The sequence below is a fragment of the Bacteroides sp. OF04-15BH genome (assembly GCF_003477995.1).
In the GTDB taxonomy this organism is placed as follows: domain Bacteria; phylum Bacteroidota; class Bacteroidia; order Bacteroidales; family Bacteroidaceae; genus Paraprevotella.
On the sequence record NZ_QUEM01000005.1, the window covers coordinates 42,591 to 62,300 of the forward strand.

A 19,710-nucleotide genomic window follows, 5' to 3' on the forward strand; every position below is an offset into this window, starting at 1 on the left:
CAAAAAAACAAAGAGCAACTCTTGCTTTTACAAACAAATACCTGAAACCTAAAAATCGATAACAATGAAAAAAGGAATCTTGATTCTATTGAGCATTGCCATGACTCTGATTTTTCCTGTCCGTGCGCAATCTGAGGAAAACAAAGACATTAAAACGGTTTATGTTGTCTTTAAGACCCACCTCGATGTAGGGTTTACCGATCTCAGTTCGGTTGTAGAGTACAATTACATCCACGATTTTATTCCCAAGGCACTGGATGTTGCCGAACGGTTAAGAAAAGACGGCAAGGGAGAGCGCTATGTGTGGACCACTGGTTCATGGCTGATATGGAAATACTTACAGACAGCCTCACCGCAGGAAGTGAAAAGACTGGAAAAGGCTATCTCTAAAGGGGACATTGTATGGAACGGGGTTCCCTATACCGTGGAATCTGAATCCATGAATCGGGATCTATTTGAAACCTGCCTGTCTGTCACTCAAAAGTTAGACCAGAAATATGGAAAACACACCATTGCCGCAAAAATGACTGACGTACCCGGACACACCAGAAGCATCATCGCTCCCATGAATCGCGCGGGCATACGCTTTCTGCATATCGGAGTCAATTCAGCCTGCCCCGTCCCGGATGTCCCGGCCTTTTGCCGCTGGCAGGATCCGGAAGGAAACGAACTGATATTGGCCTATCAACAGGACTATGGCACGGAAAGCATCCTGCCCGACGGAAAATCGGCTGTAGCCATCAACTTTACGGGAGACAACCACGGTCCTCACACTTATGAACAGGTAAAAGCCATCTACGCCGGCTTACGGAAACGCTATCCGAATGCCAAACTGAAACCTTGCTCCTTTAATGAAATAGCCGAAGCCCTCCTCAAGGATAAAGAGAAACTTCCATTGGTCACCTCAGAAATAGGCGATACATGGATTTACGGCTATGGTAGCGCTCCCATGCGTATGGCCAGATTCCGGGCTTTGTCTCATCAATATTCTCAATGGCTCCAGACAGGCAAACTGAAAAAAGGCAGCCTCGAAGATTTGAATTTCGCCTTGGAATTAGGTCTGATCGGGGAGCATACTCAAGGTATGGACATAAAGACTCATCTCCAGAACTGGGATAAATATGACATGGACGACTTTATGGCTGCCCGCAACACCGCTCCTTTCAAAAAGGTAGAACAGTCCTGGAAAGAAATAGACGACTACATTGACAAAGCCATAACCCAACTGCCGGAAAGTCTTCAGGCCGAAGCCAAAGCAACGGTTGACGCAGCCGGAAAATGCAAGGTCCCTCAGTTTTCTTCAGCCGCATGCAGTGGCGACTATTCCAACTGGCAATGCAGCCTGCTCGCCGACGGTATTCTGAAAGCCGGAGGACTGTCGTATCAAATGCTCGATGCAAAAGATTACACCATATTCCTGGATAACTATTTACGTAACCGTTTTGAGTGGGCGCGGTATGACCTGAGCAAAATTGGACTGGAAAACTCAAAGGCAACCAGCATCTCCCTATACGCTCAAATGGTCAGACAGGAAACCCGGAAAGAAGATGCCGGAACACGCACGCTGTATGAACTGGCCTTCCCGAAACATCCTCGCGTGGACAGTCGTTGCTATCCCGAAAAGATGTATGCCAACTGCCTGACGTATAAAGACGGGAAAAAGGCTGAACTGGAAATTACCTTGGTAAACAAACCGGCCGTCAGACTCCCGGAAGCTTATTGGCTTTCTTTCAATGCGCATAACATCGTTGGTCTTATTGCCGAAAAACTGGGGCAACCGGTGGACCTTCTCGATGTGGTAGAAAAAGGAAACCGGCAGATGCACGGCATTGACCGCTATGTAGACATTGTCACCACAAAAGGAACCATAAGAATCGAAAGTCGGGAAGCTTTTCTGGTAAATATAGGGGAGCCGCGCGGACTCAATTACTCCACCCAATACCCGGACAAGCGCGGAGGCATTCATTTCAACCTGAGTAATAATCTGTGGAACACCAACTTCAGCATGTGGTGCGAAGGTTCCATCACCTACCACTTCACCGTCCGGATAATAAATTAGCAGAAATGTCTGCTATTTCAGAAAAGAATACTGTCAAAATTTCAGAAAATCAGACAATTTGTCACTTCGGGCACTTTGGCAAGCCTTTTGATGTATATTGAGTGTCGAGCGCAAATCGACAAAGAGATTTGAAAACAAGAATATTCAGGATAATATAAGAAAGGAGAAATGCCATGAACTTTAACAAATTTACGATTAAAGCCCAGGAAGCAATCCAAGAAGCTGTCAATCTGGTACAGAGCAAAGGCCAGCAGGCCATTGAACCGGAGCACTTGTTGGCAGGCATCCTGAAAGTAGGAGAAAATGTAACAAATTTTCTCTTCCAGAAATTAGGTGTCAATGCCCGAAACATTGAACTGGTTCTGGAAAAGCAGATTGATTCCCGCCCCAAAGTACAGGGGGGTGAACCCTACCTGAGCCGTGAGTGCAACGAGGTACTGACCCGCGCCCAGGAATTTGCTACGAAAAACGGAGATGAATTTGTATCTGTTGAATACATGATCAAGGCGCTGCTTGCCGTAAAAAGCAACGTAAGCCAGATTCTGAAAGACGCCGGAGTGACGGAAAAGGAACTGGAGAGTGCCATCAACGAGCTGAGAAACGGTTCGAAAGTGACTTCACAATCCAGTGAAGATACCTATCAGTCACTCAGCAAATATGCCAAGAATCTGGTGGAAGAGGCCCGCAGCGGCAAACTGGATCCGGTAATCGGACGTGACGAGGAAATCCGTCGGGTGCTGCAGATCCTGAGCCGAAGAACCAAGAACAACCCGATTCTGATCGGTGAGCCGGGTACAGGTAAGACAGCCATCGTGGAAGGACTGGCCCACAGAATCCTGCGCGGTGACGTGCCCGAAAACCTGAAGGACAAGCAACTGTACTCTTTGGATATGGGTGCGTTGGTTGCCGGTGCCAAATATAAAGGTGAGTTTGAGGAGCGACTGAAGTCGGTAGTCAACGAAGTGACCAAGAGCGAAGGACGCATCATCCTGTTCATCGATGAGATCCACACCCTGGTGGGTGCCGGTAAGGGCGAAGGTGCCATGGATGCCGCCAATATTCTGAAACCGGCTCTGGCCCGTGGAGAATTGCGGAGTATCGGTGCCACCACTCTGGATGAGTATCAGAAATACTTCGAAAAGGATAAGGCTCTGGAGCGCCGGTTCCAGACGGTTATGGTCAACGAACCGGATACCTTGAGCAGCATCTCTATCCTGCGTGGACTGAAAGAGCGTTACGAAAACCATCACAAGGTTCGTATCCAGGACGACGCCATCATTGCAGCTGTAGAACTGTCCAACCGATACATTACGGACCGGTTCCTTCCGGACAAGGCCATCGACCTGATGGATGAAGCCGCTGCCAAGCTGAGAATGGAGCGTGACTCCGTGCCCGAGGAGCTGGACGAAATCGAACGTCGGTTGAAACAGTTGGAAATTGAACGTGAAGCCATCAAGCGGGAGAACGACCAGCCGAAACTGGAGCAGTTGAGCAAGGAGATTGCCGAACTGAAAGAACAGGAGAGCAGCTACAAGGCCAAATGGGAAGCCGAGCGCGGACTGGTGAACAAGATTCAGCAGAACAAGCAGCAGATTGAACAGCTGAAGTGGGAGGCCGAGCGCGCCGAGCGTGAGGGCGACTACGGAAAGGTGGCTGAAATCCGCTACGGACGACTCAAGGCTTTGCAGGATGAAATCGAGAACATCCAGAAACAGCTGCGCGAGACTCAGGGCGGAGAGGCCATGATCAAAGAGGAAGTGACTTCGGAAGACATTGCCGACGTGGTAAGCCGCTGGACCGGAATACCGGTAAGCAAGATGTTGCAGAGCGAGCGCGAGAAGCTGCTCCATCTGGAAGAGGAGCTGCACAAGCGGGTAATCGGTCAGGACGAGGCCATCCAGGCTGTGAGCGATGCCGTAAGACGAAGCCGTGCCGGACTGCAGGATCCGAAGAGACCGATCGGGTCTTTCATCTTCCTCGGTACCACCGGTGTGGGTAAGACGGAGCTGGCCAAGGCTTTGGCTGAATATCTGTTCGACGACGAAACGCTGATGACGCGTATCGATATGTCCGAATATCAGGAAAAATTCAGCGTGAGCCGACTTATCGGAGCGCCTCCGGGATACGTAGGTTACGATGAGGGTGGACAGCTGACCGAAGCCGTACGCCGCAAACCATACTCTGTAGTGCTCTTCGATGAAATCGAGAAGGCGCATCCGGATGTATTCAACATTCTGTTGCAGGTATTGGACGACGGACGACTGACTGACAACAAGGGTCGTGTGGTGAACTTCAAGAATACCATCATCATCATGACCAGCAACTTGGGAAGCGCCTACATCCAGAGTCAGTTCGAGAAACTGAACGAGAACAGCAGCGCCCAGGCCCGCGAGGCTCTGATCGAGGAAACTCAGAAAGAGGTGATGAATATGCTGAAGAAGACCATCCGTCCGGAATTCCTGAACCGTATTGACGAGACCATCATGTTCCTGCCGCTGACTCACGACCAGATCAAGCAGGTAGTTTCCCTACAAATCCAGGGTATCACGAAGATGCTCGAGGGCAACGGAGTGAAACTGAAGCTCACCGACGAGGCTTTGAACTTCCTGGCCGATGCCGGATACGATCCGGAATTCGGTGCCCGTCCGGTCAAGAGAGCCATCCAGCGCTATCTGCTCAACGACTTGTCAAAGACCATGCTGGCACAGAATATCGACCGCGAAAAGCCGATTGTGGTCAGCGTAGAAAACGGGGCTCTGAAGTTCAGCAACGAATAAGAAAACACGAAAAAGACCCACACGTCATCATTTGAAAAAATGATTTCGATGATTTGATAAAACGGTCCTGATGATTTTCAAGAATCATCAGGACCGTTTTTTTATTCCGTTTTTCCAGAGCGGGCAAACCATAAACTCCAAAATAAAAAAAATGTAATTATCATATAAAGAAAAAAGACTATCTTTGCCAAATCTGAAAATGAGAAACTGATTTAATACAAATAAAGACCCATGAAAAAAACCTTTTTACTATCTACATGGCTTATGCTAGGTGCCGGCTCTACCCTACTAGCACAGAATGAGTTCCCGAAACTGACCGTAGAGAATGACACCACCTGGTATATGATCTCTACTCCGGAACGGGAAGACCTGCATCTCACCAGCAACGGAACCGAAGATTATGTCACCGGCAAGGCAAACAGCTATGCCAACAGCCAGATCTGGTGTTTCATAGCCAGCAAAAACGGTCAGCTCAACCTGCTGAACCGTCAAAACAAGAGTTTCATCAGCGACAAAGCTGCCTCTGACAAATATTTCAAAAGCACACTTACAGCACCGGAAACCGGTTTCAAACTCTCTCTGGTAGAAAGCAAGAACCTGTATAACATTCTGGATGCCAGCGGACAGATGGTCAACCAGTGCAAAAGCTCTGAAAATTACCGCCTGACAAACTGGAACCAGTCTACCGACCCGGGAAATCTGTTCCGCATCGAAGAGGTCGACGTTCAGAATCTGCAACTCAGTCAGGCCAAAAATGAGGCCCGCACTTTGCTGAACAATACCGAAGAAGGTACGGCACCGGGCACTTATTCCAAAGAGAACCGCGACAAGCTGGCCGAGGTTGCGGAACAGGCACAGAACGTGGAGGAAATCCGCTCAGCCATTGCCGAATATAAAAAGAGCATGAACGGAGTGACCGAAGGACAGTTCTACTTCCTGGTGTCTACCGGTCCGGACTATTGCCGCAACAGAGTGCTTTACAACACCAAACCCACAGAGGGGGCTTATCTGAGATGGGGCGACAAGACGATCGACGAAAATGCCCTGTGGGAATTTGTCAAGACCGGAAACGGGGAAACGGACACTTATCTGCTCCGCAACAAGGCCACCGGACTGTATTTGCAGGCAACCAGCAATGGCAACGAGTCTGGCGAAGTGCGCGGCAGCGCCACTCCGAACGCAAACACGGCATTCGAAGTGGAATCTTTGGGACAGAACAAATCTTTCCTGATCTATACTCCGGGAGGAAACCCGATTCATGCGCAGAATGATTTCGGCGTGATGGTAACCTGGAACTCCAGAAACTACGGCAGTGCCTCATCATGGCAGATCATTCCGGCTACCGAGAACGAAATTGCCCAGGCCGCCCAAAAGACTGAAAGTGACCGCGAGGACTATAAACTCGTATGGCAGGAAGAGTTCAACGAGGACGGCGAAATCGACCCTAACGACTGGAATTTTGAATATGGATTTGTCCGCAATAACGAGGATCAGTGGTATCAGGAAGACAATGCCAGCAAAAAGGACGGAAATCTGGTTATCGAAGCCCGCAAGGAGCGTAAGGATAACCCGTGGTACGAACCGGGAAGCAGCGACTGGAAGAAATCCAGACAGTATATCGACTACACTTCTTCCTGCATGACTACAGCCGGAAAGCATGACTGGCTGTACGGACGTGTGGAAGTGCGCGCCAAGATTCCATGCTACTCCGGTTCCTGGCCGGCTATCTGGATGTTGGGTAATGAAAGTGTTACCGGCGAATGGCCGTCATCCGGCGAGATTGACATCATGGAATACTATAAGGACAAGACACTGGCCAACCTGGTATGGGGATCAAGCGTCCGTTGGCAAGGTATCTGGGAGGCAAGAAGCACTCCGGTCACCGGCTATTGGGTAAAGCAGGACCCGAACTGGACCGACTCTTACCACACCTGGAGAATGGACTGGGATGAGGAGTCCATCAAGCTTTATCTGGACGATGAGCTGATCACCATCTGCAACCTGTCCAGAACCATCAATCAAGGTGAATGGCATTTGGTGGACAACCCGTTCCACACCTCACAATATCTGTTGCTGAACCTGGCTTTGGGCGGTAACAACGGTGGTCCTATCAACAATGAGAAACTCCCATTCTCCTATCTGGTGGATTACGTCAGAGTATACCAGAAACCGGAGCATATCACCGGCATAGAAAGCAATCTCACCGAAGACGGCACTCCTATGGTCTATCTGAGCGACTATAGCTGCAACATCAACACCAAATCTTTCGAAGGCGACGTGCAGGCAACCGTCTATAATCTCTCGGGAGCACCGGTAGCCAAGGCTACAGGAAAGGCGGAAAACGCCAGCATGCCTGTTCCGGTGAAACATTTGAGCAAGGGTGTGTACCTCGTCAAGGTATCTGACAAGAACCACTCTCTGACCGAAAAGATTGTCATTAAGTAAGCAACCGCTTCTGTCATACAAAGAAACTCTTTTCCATCTGCCTTTATACAGGGAAAAGAGTTTCTTTTTTTATCTCTGAAAATCAATGCCGGCCCCGGCCGGTATTGCCTCGTGATGCCCGGAAAAATCTTCTTCGCTTCAACACGTGCAGCACGGACAGCACTCCAAACAGCAGTCCCAGTTTATAATGCAACAGTCCGGCATGAGCACCTTCCGAAGAAAGGAAAAACAAGGAAACGCCACTCAAAGACAAGAACACAAAAACAATACTCAGAAACAATACCATTTTCTTCCTGCCCTTACATCCATTCTTCAACGCACGATACCACGCCCAATGACTCTTGACATGCAGCAAAACAAGCAAAAGAAAAAGCAGGCTTATGCATACATGGGCTGCGGCCCATGATTGTATGATTGCCCAAACCGACACATGTCCGGCAATATGTAACCGGACACCCGTATAAAAACAGAAAACAAAAACGGGCAACAAGAATAAATCCGTTACAAAAATCAGTCTACCTTTATTCATCTTTTTTTAAGGCAAAGTTACGGCAGGCCGACAGGAATGTAAAGAGACAAAACAAGGTTTGACTGGTACTATCCGAGGTATTTGCGACGGAACGCCGTAGGACTCATTCCCACCGAACGGACAAACATGCGGGTGAAATAGGACGGATCCTCCACACCTAATTTCTGTCCGATTTCCTTCACTGTCAGCGTCGTATAAATCAGCATACGCCGGGCACGCAGCATCAGTTCATTCTGCAAATATCTCCCGACGCTGACTCCGGTAAGCTTACGAACCACCTCGTTCAGATAAACAGCCGAAAGGTGCAGGCATCCGGCATAATAGGAAATATCACGGTTTAACGTAGCTGAACCGGCCAACAAATTCTGAAAGGCAAGCATAATTTCCACCTGCCTCCGGCTATGGCGGCTGCCGCTCATCTGTACTTGCAAAGCGGAAGTAACAATACCGACAAGAGCCCCGGCAAGATTACGGACTACAGCAGAGGAAATGACCGGACTGACCGGAATATCCTGATGGCGCCGAATCATATCAAACAACTGGAGAAACTCTTGCCGGATCACCGCATCCGGCTGAAATGAAAAAGGAAACAAAGCATATTCCGAAAGGATGCAAGCGGAATCGGTATCGACCAAAGCACTGTCGACAAACAAAAGAAAAGCCTGCGCATCACCCGACTCCAGAATCTGATGCACTTGTCCGGGACGGACACAGATTATTTCACCGGCATACGCCTCACGCTCGCAAAAATCAATCGAGATGCGGCAAGTGCCTTTCCTGATCATCCCGAATATATAGTAATCATCGCGGTGTGCATAAGTCACAGGAGGGATATTGGCCGCAGGAGACACTTCCTTGATAAAAACTCCTCCGGTGGTCTGCCGCACAGCCTGATGCAGGGGTATGTTTTTCTTCATGTTCTTCTACTGAGAATTATGGAAAAGGAAAAAGCATAGTGCATCTGTTTTCGGATACACTATGCTTTTTCGAATTAAATCCAGTGCTCGGCATACACCAGCAACAACAACTGCAACAAGAGCAGCAAAGGCATTCCGTAGCGGAATGTCAGATGACGGGTCTTGTGGTTGAACAGGTGCATGGAAAGGAAAGCACCGCTGCTTCCTCCGGCAAAAGCCACAAGCCACAGCACCCGCTCGGGGATACGCCAACGGCGGTGATAGGCCTTCCGCTTGTCACTGGCATAGAGCAGGAAGGCAAACAGATTAATACCTAATAGATAGTACAAAAACATAATGAGATGATTTTTATTATTGTATTTGTGTTAGAGTTTCACACTTTCCTTGTTTCCTTTTGACTCGTTCTGCATACGGTCCAGAGCGGTAACCACATAGGTGTACTTGGTGCTTCCGTCTTCGTAAGGAAGTTTCACAAACGTGTTGCGCGTGATGGCCACAATGTTTTCTGCAAAACGCAGATCAACATGCTCGCCCGGTGCAAAACGATACACCACATACTGCACCGCCTTGTCCAGTTCCTTCTTGCCGCGGGGAGCAGTCCAGAAGAGCATGTAGCCGTCCTCCGTCCATACAGCCTTCAACTTACGCGGCTTTTTCGGGTTTTTCTTGTCTATCCACGGCATTTCGGGCTGAAGAGCCGGATAGCGGTGGTATTTGTAACGCAGCATGCTGGCGTAGTTTCCCTTGTTGTCCACCACAGCCTTGGCATACCACTGGCAGCTTCCTTCAATGCCGGGCAGCGAGCGCTGCAAGTCCATCTTGCGCACCTGCTGATGGGCATTGGTATTGATCGGATCGGAATATTTCACCGTGCGGTCCACGTCCTGACCGATATATACCGGACGTTTTCCGGCATGCTCGCTCCACCAGCGGGTCAGCGTAATATAGTCGGCAGTGGGATGACCAATCTGCCAATATACCTGAGGGATATTATAGTCTACCCATCCTTCATCTACCCATTTCAGGATGTCGGCATACAGGTCGTCATAGTTCTGCAAGCCTTTGGTGTTGCTGCCCCGCTTGGGATCGCTGCTCAGATTACGGTAAATTCCGAACGGCGACACACCGAACTTCACCCACGGCTTCACGGCATGGATGCAGTCGTGCAGCTTCTCCATAAAGCGGTTCACATTCTCACGACGCCAGTCACCGCGGTCCATACCCTTGCCGTAACGGGCATAGGTGGCATCGTCGGGGATGGGCACTCCGGGCACCGGATAAGGATAGAAATAGTCGTCCATGTGAATGCCGTCAATATCGTAACGCATCATGATGTCCATCACCACCTGGCAGATATAATCGTGGTTCTCGGGAATTCCGGGATCGAAAATCAGCTGTCCGTCGTAATTGAAGAAACGCTCGGGATGCTGGAAATAAGGGTGGTTCTTGGCCAGCTCAGTGGTGCCTTTGGTCTTGGCGCGGAAAGGATTGATCCAGGCATGAAGCTCCATACCGCGGGCATGGCACTGCTCGATCATCCACTGCAACGGATCCCAATAGGGCGAAGGAGGAGTTCCCTGACGACCGGTGAGATAACGGCTCCAGGGCTCGAAACTGCTCTGATACAGGGCGTCGGCCTCAGGGCGCACCTGAAACAGGATGGCATTGATGCCACTCTTCTGCAACTCATTGAGCTGATAGGTCAGCTCGGACTGCATGCGGGCAGTACTCATTCCCTTGAACTGATAATTCACACATTGAATCCACGCTCCGCGAAACTCGCGCTTGGGAGAAATCTGCGCATGAACCGCCACGGCCCATACACACCATAAGGCTAGTAAAAAAAGCTTTTTCATGAATATGTTCTGTAATATGCAACCATTTTTTTATTGGCTGCAAAGATAAGAAATATCGCGAAAAACGAACACAAGAAACACGAAAAAAGCAGATTCAGAACCGATTACTTGCGGGCTGAAGCCTTACCGCCAAAGCGGTTGATGCGATAGATGAAGTTCAACATGAAGTAACGGCTGATGCGCTCGGTCTTGACATCGCGCAGGCCGGAACTGGTAATCTGACGGGTTATATCGCTGTTCTGGTTCAGAATGTCATAGCACTGCAAGGAAATGGTGGCTGCCTTGCGCTTCAGGAACGACTGGGCTATCTGCATGTTCCACACCCATTCGTCGGTATTCATGGCATCGTCACTATATCCGCGACGGGAGTTTTCCTTCAAATCGGTCGTGATCTTCATCCCCCACGGCAGCTTGACCTGAAGGTCCAGTCCGCTGATGATCTGATAGACATTGCGCTGGTTGGTGCCCATCGTGTTGCGCGACAGGTTGTAGCGCACGGTGCTGGACAGACCGCAGTCGAGCCAGTCGTTACGATAGCTGCCGCGCAGCTGTTCCTGAAAGACTGCCGAACGGGTTTTGTTGATCTGAGTCACCTTGTTTTTATACACATAACCCAGAATATGGTTATAGTTCACTCCGGTGTTGCTGTTGATGCGGAAACGGGGATTGGCCAGGGCGGTATTCATGTTGAAGCGGGCCGAAGCGTTCCAGTTTCCGTTGATGTTCTCCGGACGGGTGATGCGTCCTCCGGTCAGTTCATTGTATTCCACACGCTGGGCCACTCCGTTCTGGGTGACCTGATAATTCAGATTCACAGCATAACTGCGCTGTTGCTCACGCTGATACTTGTTATAGGACAGATTCATGCGATGGGTGAACGAGGGCTTCAGGCCGGAATTTCCCAAACGGATGTTCAGCGGATTGGCATTATCGAGTGTATCGGGAATCAGACTCAGGATATCGGGCTGCCGGCTGCTTCCCTGGTATGTGAACTTCAGCTGTTCCTGCTTGGAGAAACGGTATCTGAAATTGGCGGTCGGCGCATAATTGAATACACTGCGACTGATATGGTATTCGTTGCTTCCCTTGCTGTAATCGGTAGCGGAATACTGCGGTTGCAGACTGAATCCGGCCGTAAGGAAATATTTGGAGGTGTTGACGCGCACCTGCAAACGGATATCCTGATGGATATAACGGTTTGTAGTGGTCTGACACTGCGCACTGTCGCGCCGGGCAAAAGGACGGGCACCGGCATAATTCTCCCCGCTAAAGCCCAAGGCACCGATTTCCTCACCTTGCAGGGAATAGGCATCACGGTCGTTCTGCTGCCGGTTCAGATTGAAGCGGTAACTGGCTTGCAGATTGACCTTCTTGCTCAACGGCTCGTTATAGCTCAGCGATGCACTCCAGTTGTAGCGAAACACTTCCTGCCCGTAAAACTGTATCTTGCGATAAATGGAATCGCCACCATCGGCGGCCAGCAACTGGTAGTAGTCGATCTGGGAATAATTGTCGCGGTCGCTGCCACTACTGTTTATATCTCCCGACAGTGTGACGCCGACATTCCGGCCGGGCTTCTGCAACCGCCGGTTGAACTGCACGGTCAGGTTACCGCCCCAGTTATCTCCCGTGTTGTGACTTCGATTGAGGTTATGGTTCACTCCCAGACTGTCGGCCAGCAAATCCAACTGGTTCAGCGGGTGGGATATTCCGGGAAAAGCAAACGGATCGTCACTGAACGAAGCGGATTCGGAAAAGGAGGTACCGGTCTGCCGGCTGAAGCGAAAAGAGGGCTTGAACAGGAAAGTGGTCATGGTATCGGGCCGCCACTCTATCTTCTGGTCGGTGTTGATGTTCCAGTTTCCGTTGCCGCTGCTCTGAATGCGCTGCGAGAAGGGAGCACGCTCATTCTCAAAAGACTCCGAAAAGATTTCCCGATACTGGTCGGACGAACGGTGCGTCAGACGTACATTGCCCGAAGCCTCAAGGGTTTTCTTGCTCAGGGTATAGTTCATGCCCGCGGTCTGCTGCTCCGTCTGCCCGCCGTTATTGCGGTTTCCGGCATTGCCCAACAAAGTGATTTTCCGTTCTTCCGTAAACCGGTTTATATTGAACTTGCCCTGATAACGCTGGCGGGTTCCTCCTCCGGCCGAGGCTTGTCCGAACCATCCCTTCTTGCGGTCTTTCTTCACCGACAGGTCGATCACGGTTTTCTCATTGCCGTCGTCCACACCGGTGATGCGGGCCTGGTCGCTTTGCTTGTCGTACACCTTGATTTTTTCAATGATGTCAGCCGGCAGATTCTCCAGAGTGGTCTGCGTGCTGTTTCCAAAGAAATCCTTCCCGTCGACCAATATCTGCGACACTTCTTTTCCATTAACCGTGATTTTTCCGTACTCGTCAATCTCCAGACCCGGCAACTTTTTGAGCAGTTCCTCGACCATGGCTCCTTCGGTCACCGAATAGCTACCGGCATGATAAGTCACCGTATCTTCCGAAACGGTGATTTCGGGCACCTGTGCGGTGACTACCGTTTCTTGCAGATAACGCGACTGTTCCGCCATAAAAATGTCCGAAACCCGCACCTTGCCCTGACGCTCCTTCAGGTTGATACGGAAGAACTGGGGCTGAAATCCCATATAGGTTACCTTGATGCGGAAATTGCCGGCCGGCACTCCGGTCAGGGAATAGCTGCCGTCAGCCTTGGTCACGGCACTGTGGAGGGTATGGTCCAGACTGTCGAGCAGCAGGACATGGGCTCCGGGAAGCGGTTCGCGGAACTGTTGGTCATAGACCGACCCCCAAAGGCTGATGGCCGGATTTTGTGCAAAAAGTGACTGGCTGGCTATATATATGATGAGAAAAGACAAGAATCGAAACATGATCGGATGTTTTTTAACATGGTAAAACAAAAGGTTAGTAAAAGATTATATGCTTTAGATAGCGTCCGGCCGTAAAGGTTTAAAACAGAAAGTGGTTTTTTCCGCCCCTTCAATCATTTTCCGGATAATCAAAACAGAAATGCATTTTCACGGATTCTGTTCACGTCCTTCACCCACTTTTTCGTAACTTTGCCAAAGAACAAAAAGAAATTACTCATGGAGCAATACATACATATCAAAGGAGCCCGGATCAATAATCTGAAGAACATTGATCTGGATATCCCGCGCGAAAAGCTGATTGTCGTTACCGGACTGTCGGGTTCGGGCAAGTCTTCCTTGGCCTTCGACACGTTGTATGCCGAGGGACAGCGCCGCTATGTGGAAAGCCTTTCGGCTTACGCCCGCCAGTTCTTAGGCCGTATGAGCAAACCGGAATGCGACTACATCAAGGGAATTCCGCCGGCCATCGCCATCGAACAGAAGGTGAACAGCCGCAACCCGCGCTCTACCGTGGGTACCTCGACCGAAATCTATGAATATCTGCGTCTGCTCTACGCACGCATCGGACGCACCTTCTCGCCCGTCAGCGGCCAGGAGGTCAAAAAGCATACTACCGAGGATGTGGTGAACTGCATGCTGTCTTATTCACCGGGCACCCGTTTCACGGTGCTCACGCCTCTGCGCATTCCCGAAGGAAGAAGCGTGGTGGAGCAGCTGGACATGGACCTGAAACAGGGATTCACCCGCCTGGATATCAAAGGAGAGATGGTGCGCATCGAAGATTATCTGCAGCAACTCAACGGACAGGATCCGGATGCGGAAACCCTGAAGGACATCTACTTGCTCATCGACCGTATGAGCAGCGACACATCGCAATCGGTCATCTCCCGCCTGACAGACTCTGCCGAAACGGCATTCTTCGAGGGCGACGGCACTTGTGTGCTGCGCTTCTATCCGGCAGGCATTCTGCATTTCTTCTCCACACGGTTTGAAGCGGACGGCATCACCTTCGAGCCGCCTACGGACAATCTTTTCTCTTTCAACTCACCGATCGGAGCATGTCCGGCCTGCGAGGGCTTCGGCAAGGTAATCGGTGTGGACGAGAGTCTGGTCATTCCGAACTCGGCACTCAGCGTGTACGACGGGGCCGTGGTATGCTGGCGCGGCGAAAAGATGGGGGAATGGAAACTGGAGTTCTGCCGCAATGCCGAGAAGCATAACTTCCCCATCTTCAAACCTTATTATGAACTGACTCAGGCCGAAAAGGATTATCTGTGGCACGGCGACCCGAAAGCAGCGAATCCACGGGAAGAGACCTGCATCGACACGTTCTTCAAAATGCTGGAGGAAAACCAGTATAAGATTCAATATCGCGTGATGTTGGCACGCTACCGCGGAAAGACTACTTGCCCCAAATGCCACGGTACACGCCTGCGCCCCGAAGCGAACTACGTGAAAATCAACAACCGCTCCATCTCCGATCTGGTGGACTTGCCGATAGAACAGCTGAAGGTGTTCTTCGACAATCTGCAACTGAATGAGCATGAGGAGCAAGTGGCCAAGCGGATTCTGACGGAAATCAACAACCGCATTTCCTTCCTGCTTGATGTTGGTCTGGGCTATCTCACCCTGAACCGTCTGAGCAACTCGCTGTCAGGCGGTGAGAGCCAGCGTATCAATCTGGCCACCTCGTTGGGCAGCAGTCTGGTGGGTTCTCTCTATATTCTGGATGAACCAAGCATTGGATTGCACAGCCGCGACACGGACCGCCTCATCAAGGTACTGAAACAATTGAAGGATCTGGGTAACACGGTTGTCGTGGTGGAACACGATGAAGAAATTATCCGCGCGGCAGACTATATCATCGACATCGGTCCGGACGCCGGAAGACTGGGTGGCGAAGTGGTGTTCCAGGGCGATCTGCAAAAGATGCTGGCCGAGAAACCGCAAGACACCCGCAGTCACACCGTGAGATACCTCACCGGACAGGAGAAGATAGAGACTCCGGCGCAGTACCGTCCCTGGACGCACTATCTGGAAATTAAAGGGGCACGCGCCAACAACCTGAAGGGCATTGACGTGAAGTTCCCGCTGAATGTAATGACGGTAGTGACGGGAGTCAGCGGTTCGGGCAAGTCCACTCTGGTGCGCGATATTCTCTATCGGGCCGTGAAGAGAGAAATGGACGAAGTGACCGACCGCCCCGGTGAATTCCTGAAACTGGAAGGAGATCTGGACCGCATCAAGAACATCGAGTTCATCGACCAAAACCCGATCGGCAAATCTTCACGAAGCAATCCGGTGACTTACGTCAAGGCGTATGATGAAATCCGCAAGCTGTTTGCGGCCCAGCCTCTGGCACAGCAGATGGGATTCAGCAGCGGCTATTTCTCTTTCAACACCGAAGGCGGACGCTGCGAGGAGTGTAAGGGCGAAGGTACCGTAACCGTAGAAATGCAGTTTATGGCCGATCTGGTGCTGGAATGCGAATCCTGCCACGGCAAGCGCTTCAAGAGCGACGTGCTGGAAGTGAAGTTCGAAGGCAAGAATATCTACGATGTACTGAACATGACGGTCAACCAGGCCATAGAGTTCTTTACCGAACACGGACAGACCAAGATTGCCAAGAAAATGCAATCGCTTCAGGATGTCGGACTGGGATACATTAAACTGGGACAGTCTTCCAGCACCTTGTCCGGCGGAGAGAACCAGCGTGTCAAACTGGCTTACTATCTGGGACAGGAAAAGGTGGACCCTACCCTCTTCATCTTCGACGAGCCGACTACCGGATTGCATTTCCACGACATCAAGCGTCTGCTTCAAGCTTTCAATGCGCTGATCCAACGCGGACATACGCTGATCATCATCGAACACAATATGGATGTCATCAAATGTGCCGACTACATCATCGACCTCGGTCCGGAAGGTGGCGACAAGGGCGGTAACTTAGTGGTATGCGGCAATCCGCACGAAGTGGCTGCCTGTGCAGAAAGTTACACCGGACAATTCCTGAAAGAGAAACTGGAGGAAGATTAAATCAGCATGACTCTTACAAATAAACGGACAGATTGGGCTATATGCACCAACCTGTCCGTTTATTTTATTGGTAAAACCGTTCTTATCGTCCTTTTGTTATTCCGGTTTCAGGAACTATATAATAAGGAGTTTCCTGATCCATCTTGATTTTCAAGCAGCCTTTCCGTACCGTAACTTCCTTTTCATAGACCAGTCCGTCGGAAGTGATGCGGTAAATCTTGGCCTTGCTTGTGTTGCCCCAATGAAATGGGACATCCGCAATTTCTTCTCCACCTGCCTCGGAATAGGCTACCATACCCCGGTCGCTTCTCCATACGGCCGGCATAAACACCGTGTTCTTTCTTCGCAAAACCCGGTCGTACTGACGGACTACACTGTCCTTCAGGGAAACGAAAACGCCATCCGAATACCAGGCAATGCGGTCGTTTCCGCTTCCGGAAACAGAATCCCGATCCAAACGGTTCAGAAAGAAATATTGGGGTACCTTCAGCATGAAATCCTTTACCAAAGCTTTTTCCCATCCTTTATAGTCGGCTCCCTGCCAGATCGGCTCCCCATAGCAGGAGGTTCCAAAGAGGAATCCCAACGCATGGTCGCTTGTTTTAATATCCGGATTCAGTCCCGTTCCGGTATAAACATGGGCCGGATATTTCAGGTAATCCGCCTGCGTGAAACCATTAAAGTGCCACGCATAGGGAACATATCCTATCATATAGTCCATAACCCACTCACTGGTTATATCTATTCCTTTCGACTTCCAGTACAAAGCCGCCTTTTGCTGATACATGGCCTCGCAAATCTCCGTTTCATGATGCCCGGCGCTGGGACGTGCTATCCAGGCATCGCTATGAATCGTACCGGCTTCCTTCAACTCCGGAACCAAAGACAACAAAGAATCTATTCTCTTTTGGGTATAACCGGCCTCCCATTCTCTCTGATAATTTATCTGATAGGCCTTACGGTTGTTATACTCTCCGATGACCATCAACGAGCCGTCGGCATTCTTCGAAATCAGGTCCTTTGCCACATATTCATTCCAGAGCGGACTGTCGTCATAGGCATCGGTCATGTTAATGTGCAGACTCACGATGGTGTGATACTTGCGCGCTTCCCGGATCAGCCAGCGCAGACTCTCCAGCGCGGTGCGGTCGGCCGAACGCTTCAACAAAGGATTGGCATCAAAGAAAGCCGGGTATTTGTCATCATGCCCATTATACTGCCATCCCACCAGATAGACAATCTTCGGAATTCCCAAAGATAAATTGTCAGTAACCTTTATGGCCTCCAAAGCCTGTTCAAAGGTCATATTTACCTGACAACCGCCTTTCGGATCGGGCTTCGACAAGAACATCTTGGTGACCCACGTCTGAGAATAGTCATGATTGAAAGCTCCTAAGGAACCAATCATGCAAAGGCAAAATATCAAGAAACAGATTCTCTTGCTTTTCATATTATTTATCTCCATCCTAGCTATCAGAATATATTAATGGTAGTCACAGTCAACATTTTGCGAATCAGAGATCTGAACCTTATTGCCCTGACCTTGCATTTTTTCAAAAGAGTTATTACGCACAGTCAGTCCGTCAACACCTCTCGCATAAATGGCCGGCACGTTGGGATTATCCGACTCAAAGACATTATCCTCAATCCGGATATTGCGGTGAACAGGCCCGTCATACTTCTGATACTCCGGTGCGATGCAGATTACCGGACCGCCACATTGCAGGAAGGTGTTCCGACGAATCACCAGATCGTGAACCGGACCGGATTCATACCAACTCATCGCATCATCGGCCACAAGAATGGCGCTCATCTGCATGCCATAGAACACATTGTTTTCAATCACCGACTTGCGTCGTGTAGACAACAGAATGCCACGGGTCGGTACCCGTGAAAAGCGGTTTCCGGAGATCAGTACCTCAGGAGTCCAGGTAATATTCTCCATGACCACATTCGACAGACTGCGAACCGCTTCGGGAACACTCTTATTCAAGGTGACAATCATTTCGCGAGGATTAGCCATACGGGCTGAAGCAATCTTACCGCTCCACACGGCACGCAATGTTTCCGCATTGACCAATTCCACCTCGTCGCCCTTGAAAAAAGCCTCGAAGCCGTAAGTCTGCGGATGCATAAAGCGGATCTTCAGAGTTTTTCCATCCACATATTCCATCACTTTCAGATGTGTGCCATGCACATTGATCGGATCGTCATGAGCCCCAGCAAAGATACAGTCGGTGACGCTCACCTTTCCCTTGCATCCCGACACATGGAGGAAATCGGCAAAACCGGCGTTGGTTCTTCCGGAACCGGGCTTCGGCATGAAAGTATTGTGATGGAACGTCAGGTCCTCGCTATACTGACAGACCACACTGAAATTGCCCAGATAATGAAAATTCACATTCTCCAGACGGACATTTTCCGAACGGTTTATGAAACCGCAAACCTCATCACGGATTCCATCGCGCATCTGAAAAACGTATCCGGGCTGTGCTTCCGGTTTTCTGTCATATTGCAGATAAAGCAAATGTGGTTTGATTTCCACCGCTTTCTTCAAGCCATCCATCGGACTCCAGGAGCGCCAGGTAATATCTTTCACCGGGTCGTAAGACTGGGCTATACCCCGCTGGAAAGACCATCCGTCACCAAACCACGCCAGTTTTCCGTCCACAATCTGATAACGGGAACTGGGATGCACCTCAACAACAAGATAATCCTCTCCCACTTCCTTCACCGTGCATTCGGGCTGTGTGGGGTTTTCATGATCAATATTAAAGTTCTTGAGCACCATGTTGCGACAATGATCCACTACCAGAGAAGTCATTTCACCGGTCATCAAAAGAGTTGAACCGCAACCGTCCAGAGTAACATTCTTCAAATCTTTCAGCAACACGGCAATATGTTTTACCGGATCAGCATCTTCAGACTCCGAGGTGGTGTTGGACACATAATACAGGCTTTTTGAAGCCTCGGAACGGGAAAAGTCATATACTCCGGGCTTCAGTTTAATAGTCACCGGCTTTCCCTGACATTCGGCCGCCTCTTTAATGGCCTGAACCAACACCTGGTTATCACTTCCGTCTACCGGACTCACTTCGATAATCTTTTCTGCGGCAAAAAGGTTACAAACGCTCGAAAAGGAAAAAAATAGAAATAAGGTTTTCTTGAACATAACAGTCAATGAAATTAGTAAATACGGTTATCATAAT

Annotated in this window: 11 protein-coding genes; 4 read left to right on the forward strand and 7 right to left on the reverse strand. The window is 50.0% G+C overall.

What is annotated here, in order from left to right; genetic code table 11:
- Positions 1–64 precede the first annotated feature (64 nt).
- The 3 genes from DXA74_RS03485 (at position 65) to DXA74_RS03495 (ending at position 7,281) form a co-directional block, all read left to right on the forward strand.
- On the forward strand, positions 65–2,059 hold the full coding sequence (locus DXA74_RS03485; protein ID WP_233550447.1) for a DUF5054 domain-containing protein: 1,995 nt from the start codon (positions 65–67) through the stop codon (positions 2,057–2,059).
- Positions 2,060–2,232: 173 nt separating this feature from the next.
- Positions 2,233–4,836: an ATP-dependent chaperone ClpB gene (gene clpB / locus DXA74_RS03490; protein ID WP_118525444.1), complete on the forward strand. Its 2,604-nt coding sequence runs from the start codon at positions 2,233–2,235 to the stop codon at positions 4,834–4,836.
- 231 nt (positions 4,837–5,067) lie between these two features.
- A complete protein-coding gene (locus DXA74_RS03495) occupies positions 5,068–7,281 on the forward strand; it encodes a family 16 glycosylhydrolase (RefSeq protein ID WP_118525445.1) in 2,214 nt (737 codons plus the stop codon).
- A gap of 82 nt (positions 7,282–7,363) precedes the next feature.
- Here DXA74_RS03495 and DXA74_RS03500 read toward each other — a convergent pair whose 3' ends face one another.
- The 5 genes from DXA74_RS03500 to DXA74_RS03520 form a co-directional block, all read right to left on the reverse strand.
- The gene (locus DXA74_RS03500; RefSeq protein WP_118525446.1) at positions 7,364–7,810 is read right to left on the reverse strand and encodes a DUF4405 domain-containing protein; all 447 of its coding nucleotides are present in this window, start codon (positions 7,808–7,810) and stop codon (positions 7,364–7,366) included.
- Positions 7,811–7,878: 68 nt separating this feature from the next.
- Entirely contained in the window at positions 7,879–8,727 is an 849-nt protein-coding gene (locus tag DXA74_RS03505; RefSeq protein ID WP_118525447.1) for a helix-turn-helix domain-containing protein, read from the reverse strand.
- Between the two features lie 74 nt (positions 8,728–8,801).
- Entirely contained in the window at positions 8,802–9,062 is a 261-nt protein-coding gene (locus tag DXA74_RS03510) for a DUF1294 domain-containing protein (RefSeq protein ID WP_118525448.1), read from the reverse strand.
- A gap of 30 nt (positions 9,063–9,092) precedes the next feature.
- Positions 9,093–10,589 carry a glycoside hydrolase family 10 protein gene (locus DXA74_RS03515; protein ID WP_370448484.1) on the reverse strand — a complete coding sequence of 499 codons (1,497 nt, stop codon included), beginning with the start codon at positions 10,587–10,589 and terminating at the stop codon, positions 9,093–9,095.
- A 98-nt stretch (positions 10,590–10,687) separates the two neighbouring features.
- Positions 10,688–13,465 (reverse strand): TonB-dependent receptor, encoded by a 2,778-nt coding sequence (locus tag DXA74_RS03520; RefSeq protein ID WP_118525450.1) that lies wholly within the window; start codon positions 13,463–13,465, stop codon positions 10,688–10,690.
- A gap of 216 nt (positions 13,466–13,681) precedes the next feature.
- On the opposite strand from DXA74_RS03520, the gene uvrA reads away from it, so the two are divergent.
- Positions 13,682–16,501 carry an excinuclease ABC subunit UvrA gene (gene uvrA / locus DXA74_RS03525; protein ID WP_118525451.1) on the forward strand — a complete coding sequence of 940 codons (2,820 nt, stop codon included), beginning with the start codon at positions 13,682–13,684 and terminating at the stop codon, positions 16,499–16,501.
- Between the two features lie 82 nt (positions 16,502–16,583).
- Here the strand turns inward: uvrA and DXA74_RS03530 are convergent, their stop codons facing one another.
- Together DXA74_RS03530 and DXA74_RS03535 are read right to left on the reverse strand one after the other, a co-directional pair.
- Positions 16,584–17,909: an endo-alpha-N-acetylgalactosaminidase family protein gene (locus DXA74_RS03530; protein WP_158576009.1), complete on the reverse strand. Its 1,326-nt coding sequence runs from the start codon at positions 17,907–17,909 to the stop codon at positions 16,584–16,586.
- Positions 17,910–17,984: 75 nt separating this feature from the next.
- Complete coding sequence (locus tag DXA74_RS03535) at positions 17,985–19,595, reverse strand: right-handed parallel beta-helix repeat-containing protein (protein ID WP_158576010.1); 1,611 nt, start codon at positions 19,593–19,595, stop codon at positions 17,985–17,987.
- Positions 19,596–19,710: the final 115 nt, after the last annotated feature.

Bases quoted from the DNA above. Each gene is read 5' to 3' on its own strand.
- DXA74_RS03485 (WP_233550447.1), top strand. From the start codon at position 65: ATGAAAAAAGGAATCTTGATTCTATTGAGCATTGCCATGACTCTGATT.
- clpB (WP_118525444.1), top strand. From the start codon at position 2,233: ATGAACTTTAACAAATTTACGATTAAAGCCCAGGAAGCAATCCAAGAA.
- DXA74_RS03495 (WP_118525445.1), top strand. From the start codon at position 5,068: ATGAAAAAAACCTTTTTACTATCTACATGGCTTATGCTAGGTGCCGGC.
- DXA74_RS03500 (WP_118525446.1), bottom strand. From the start codon at position 7,810: ATGAATAAAGGTAGACTGATTTTTGTAACGGATTTATTCTTGTTGCCC.
- DXA74_RS03505 (WP_118525447.1), bottom strand. From the start codon at position 8,727: ATGAAGAAAAACATACCCCTGCATCAGGCTGTGCGGCAGACCACCGGA.
- DXA74_RS03510 (WP_118525448.1), bottom strand. From the start codon at position 9,062: ATGTTTTTGTACTATCTATTAGGTATTAATCTGTTTGCCTTCCTGCTC.
- DXA74_RS03520 (WP_118525450.1), bottom strand. From the start codon at position 13,465: ATGTTTCGATTCTTGTCTTTTCTCATCATATATATAGCCAGCCAGTCA.
- uvrA (WP_118525451.1), top strand. From the start codon at position 13,682: ATGGAGCAATACATACATATCAAAGGAGCCCGGATCAATAATCTGAAG.
- DXA74_RS03530 (WP_158576009.1), bottom strand. From the start codon at position 17,909: ATGATTGGTTCCTTAGGAGCTTTCAATCATGACTATTCTCAGACGTGG.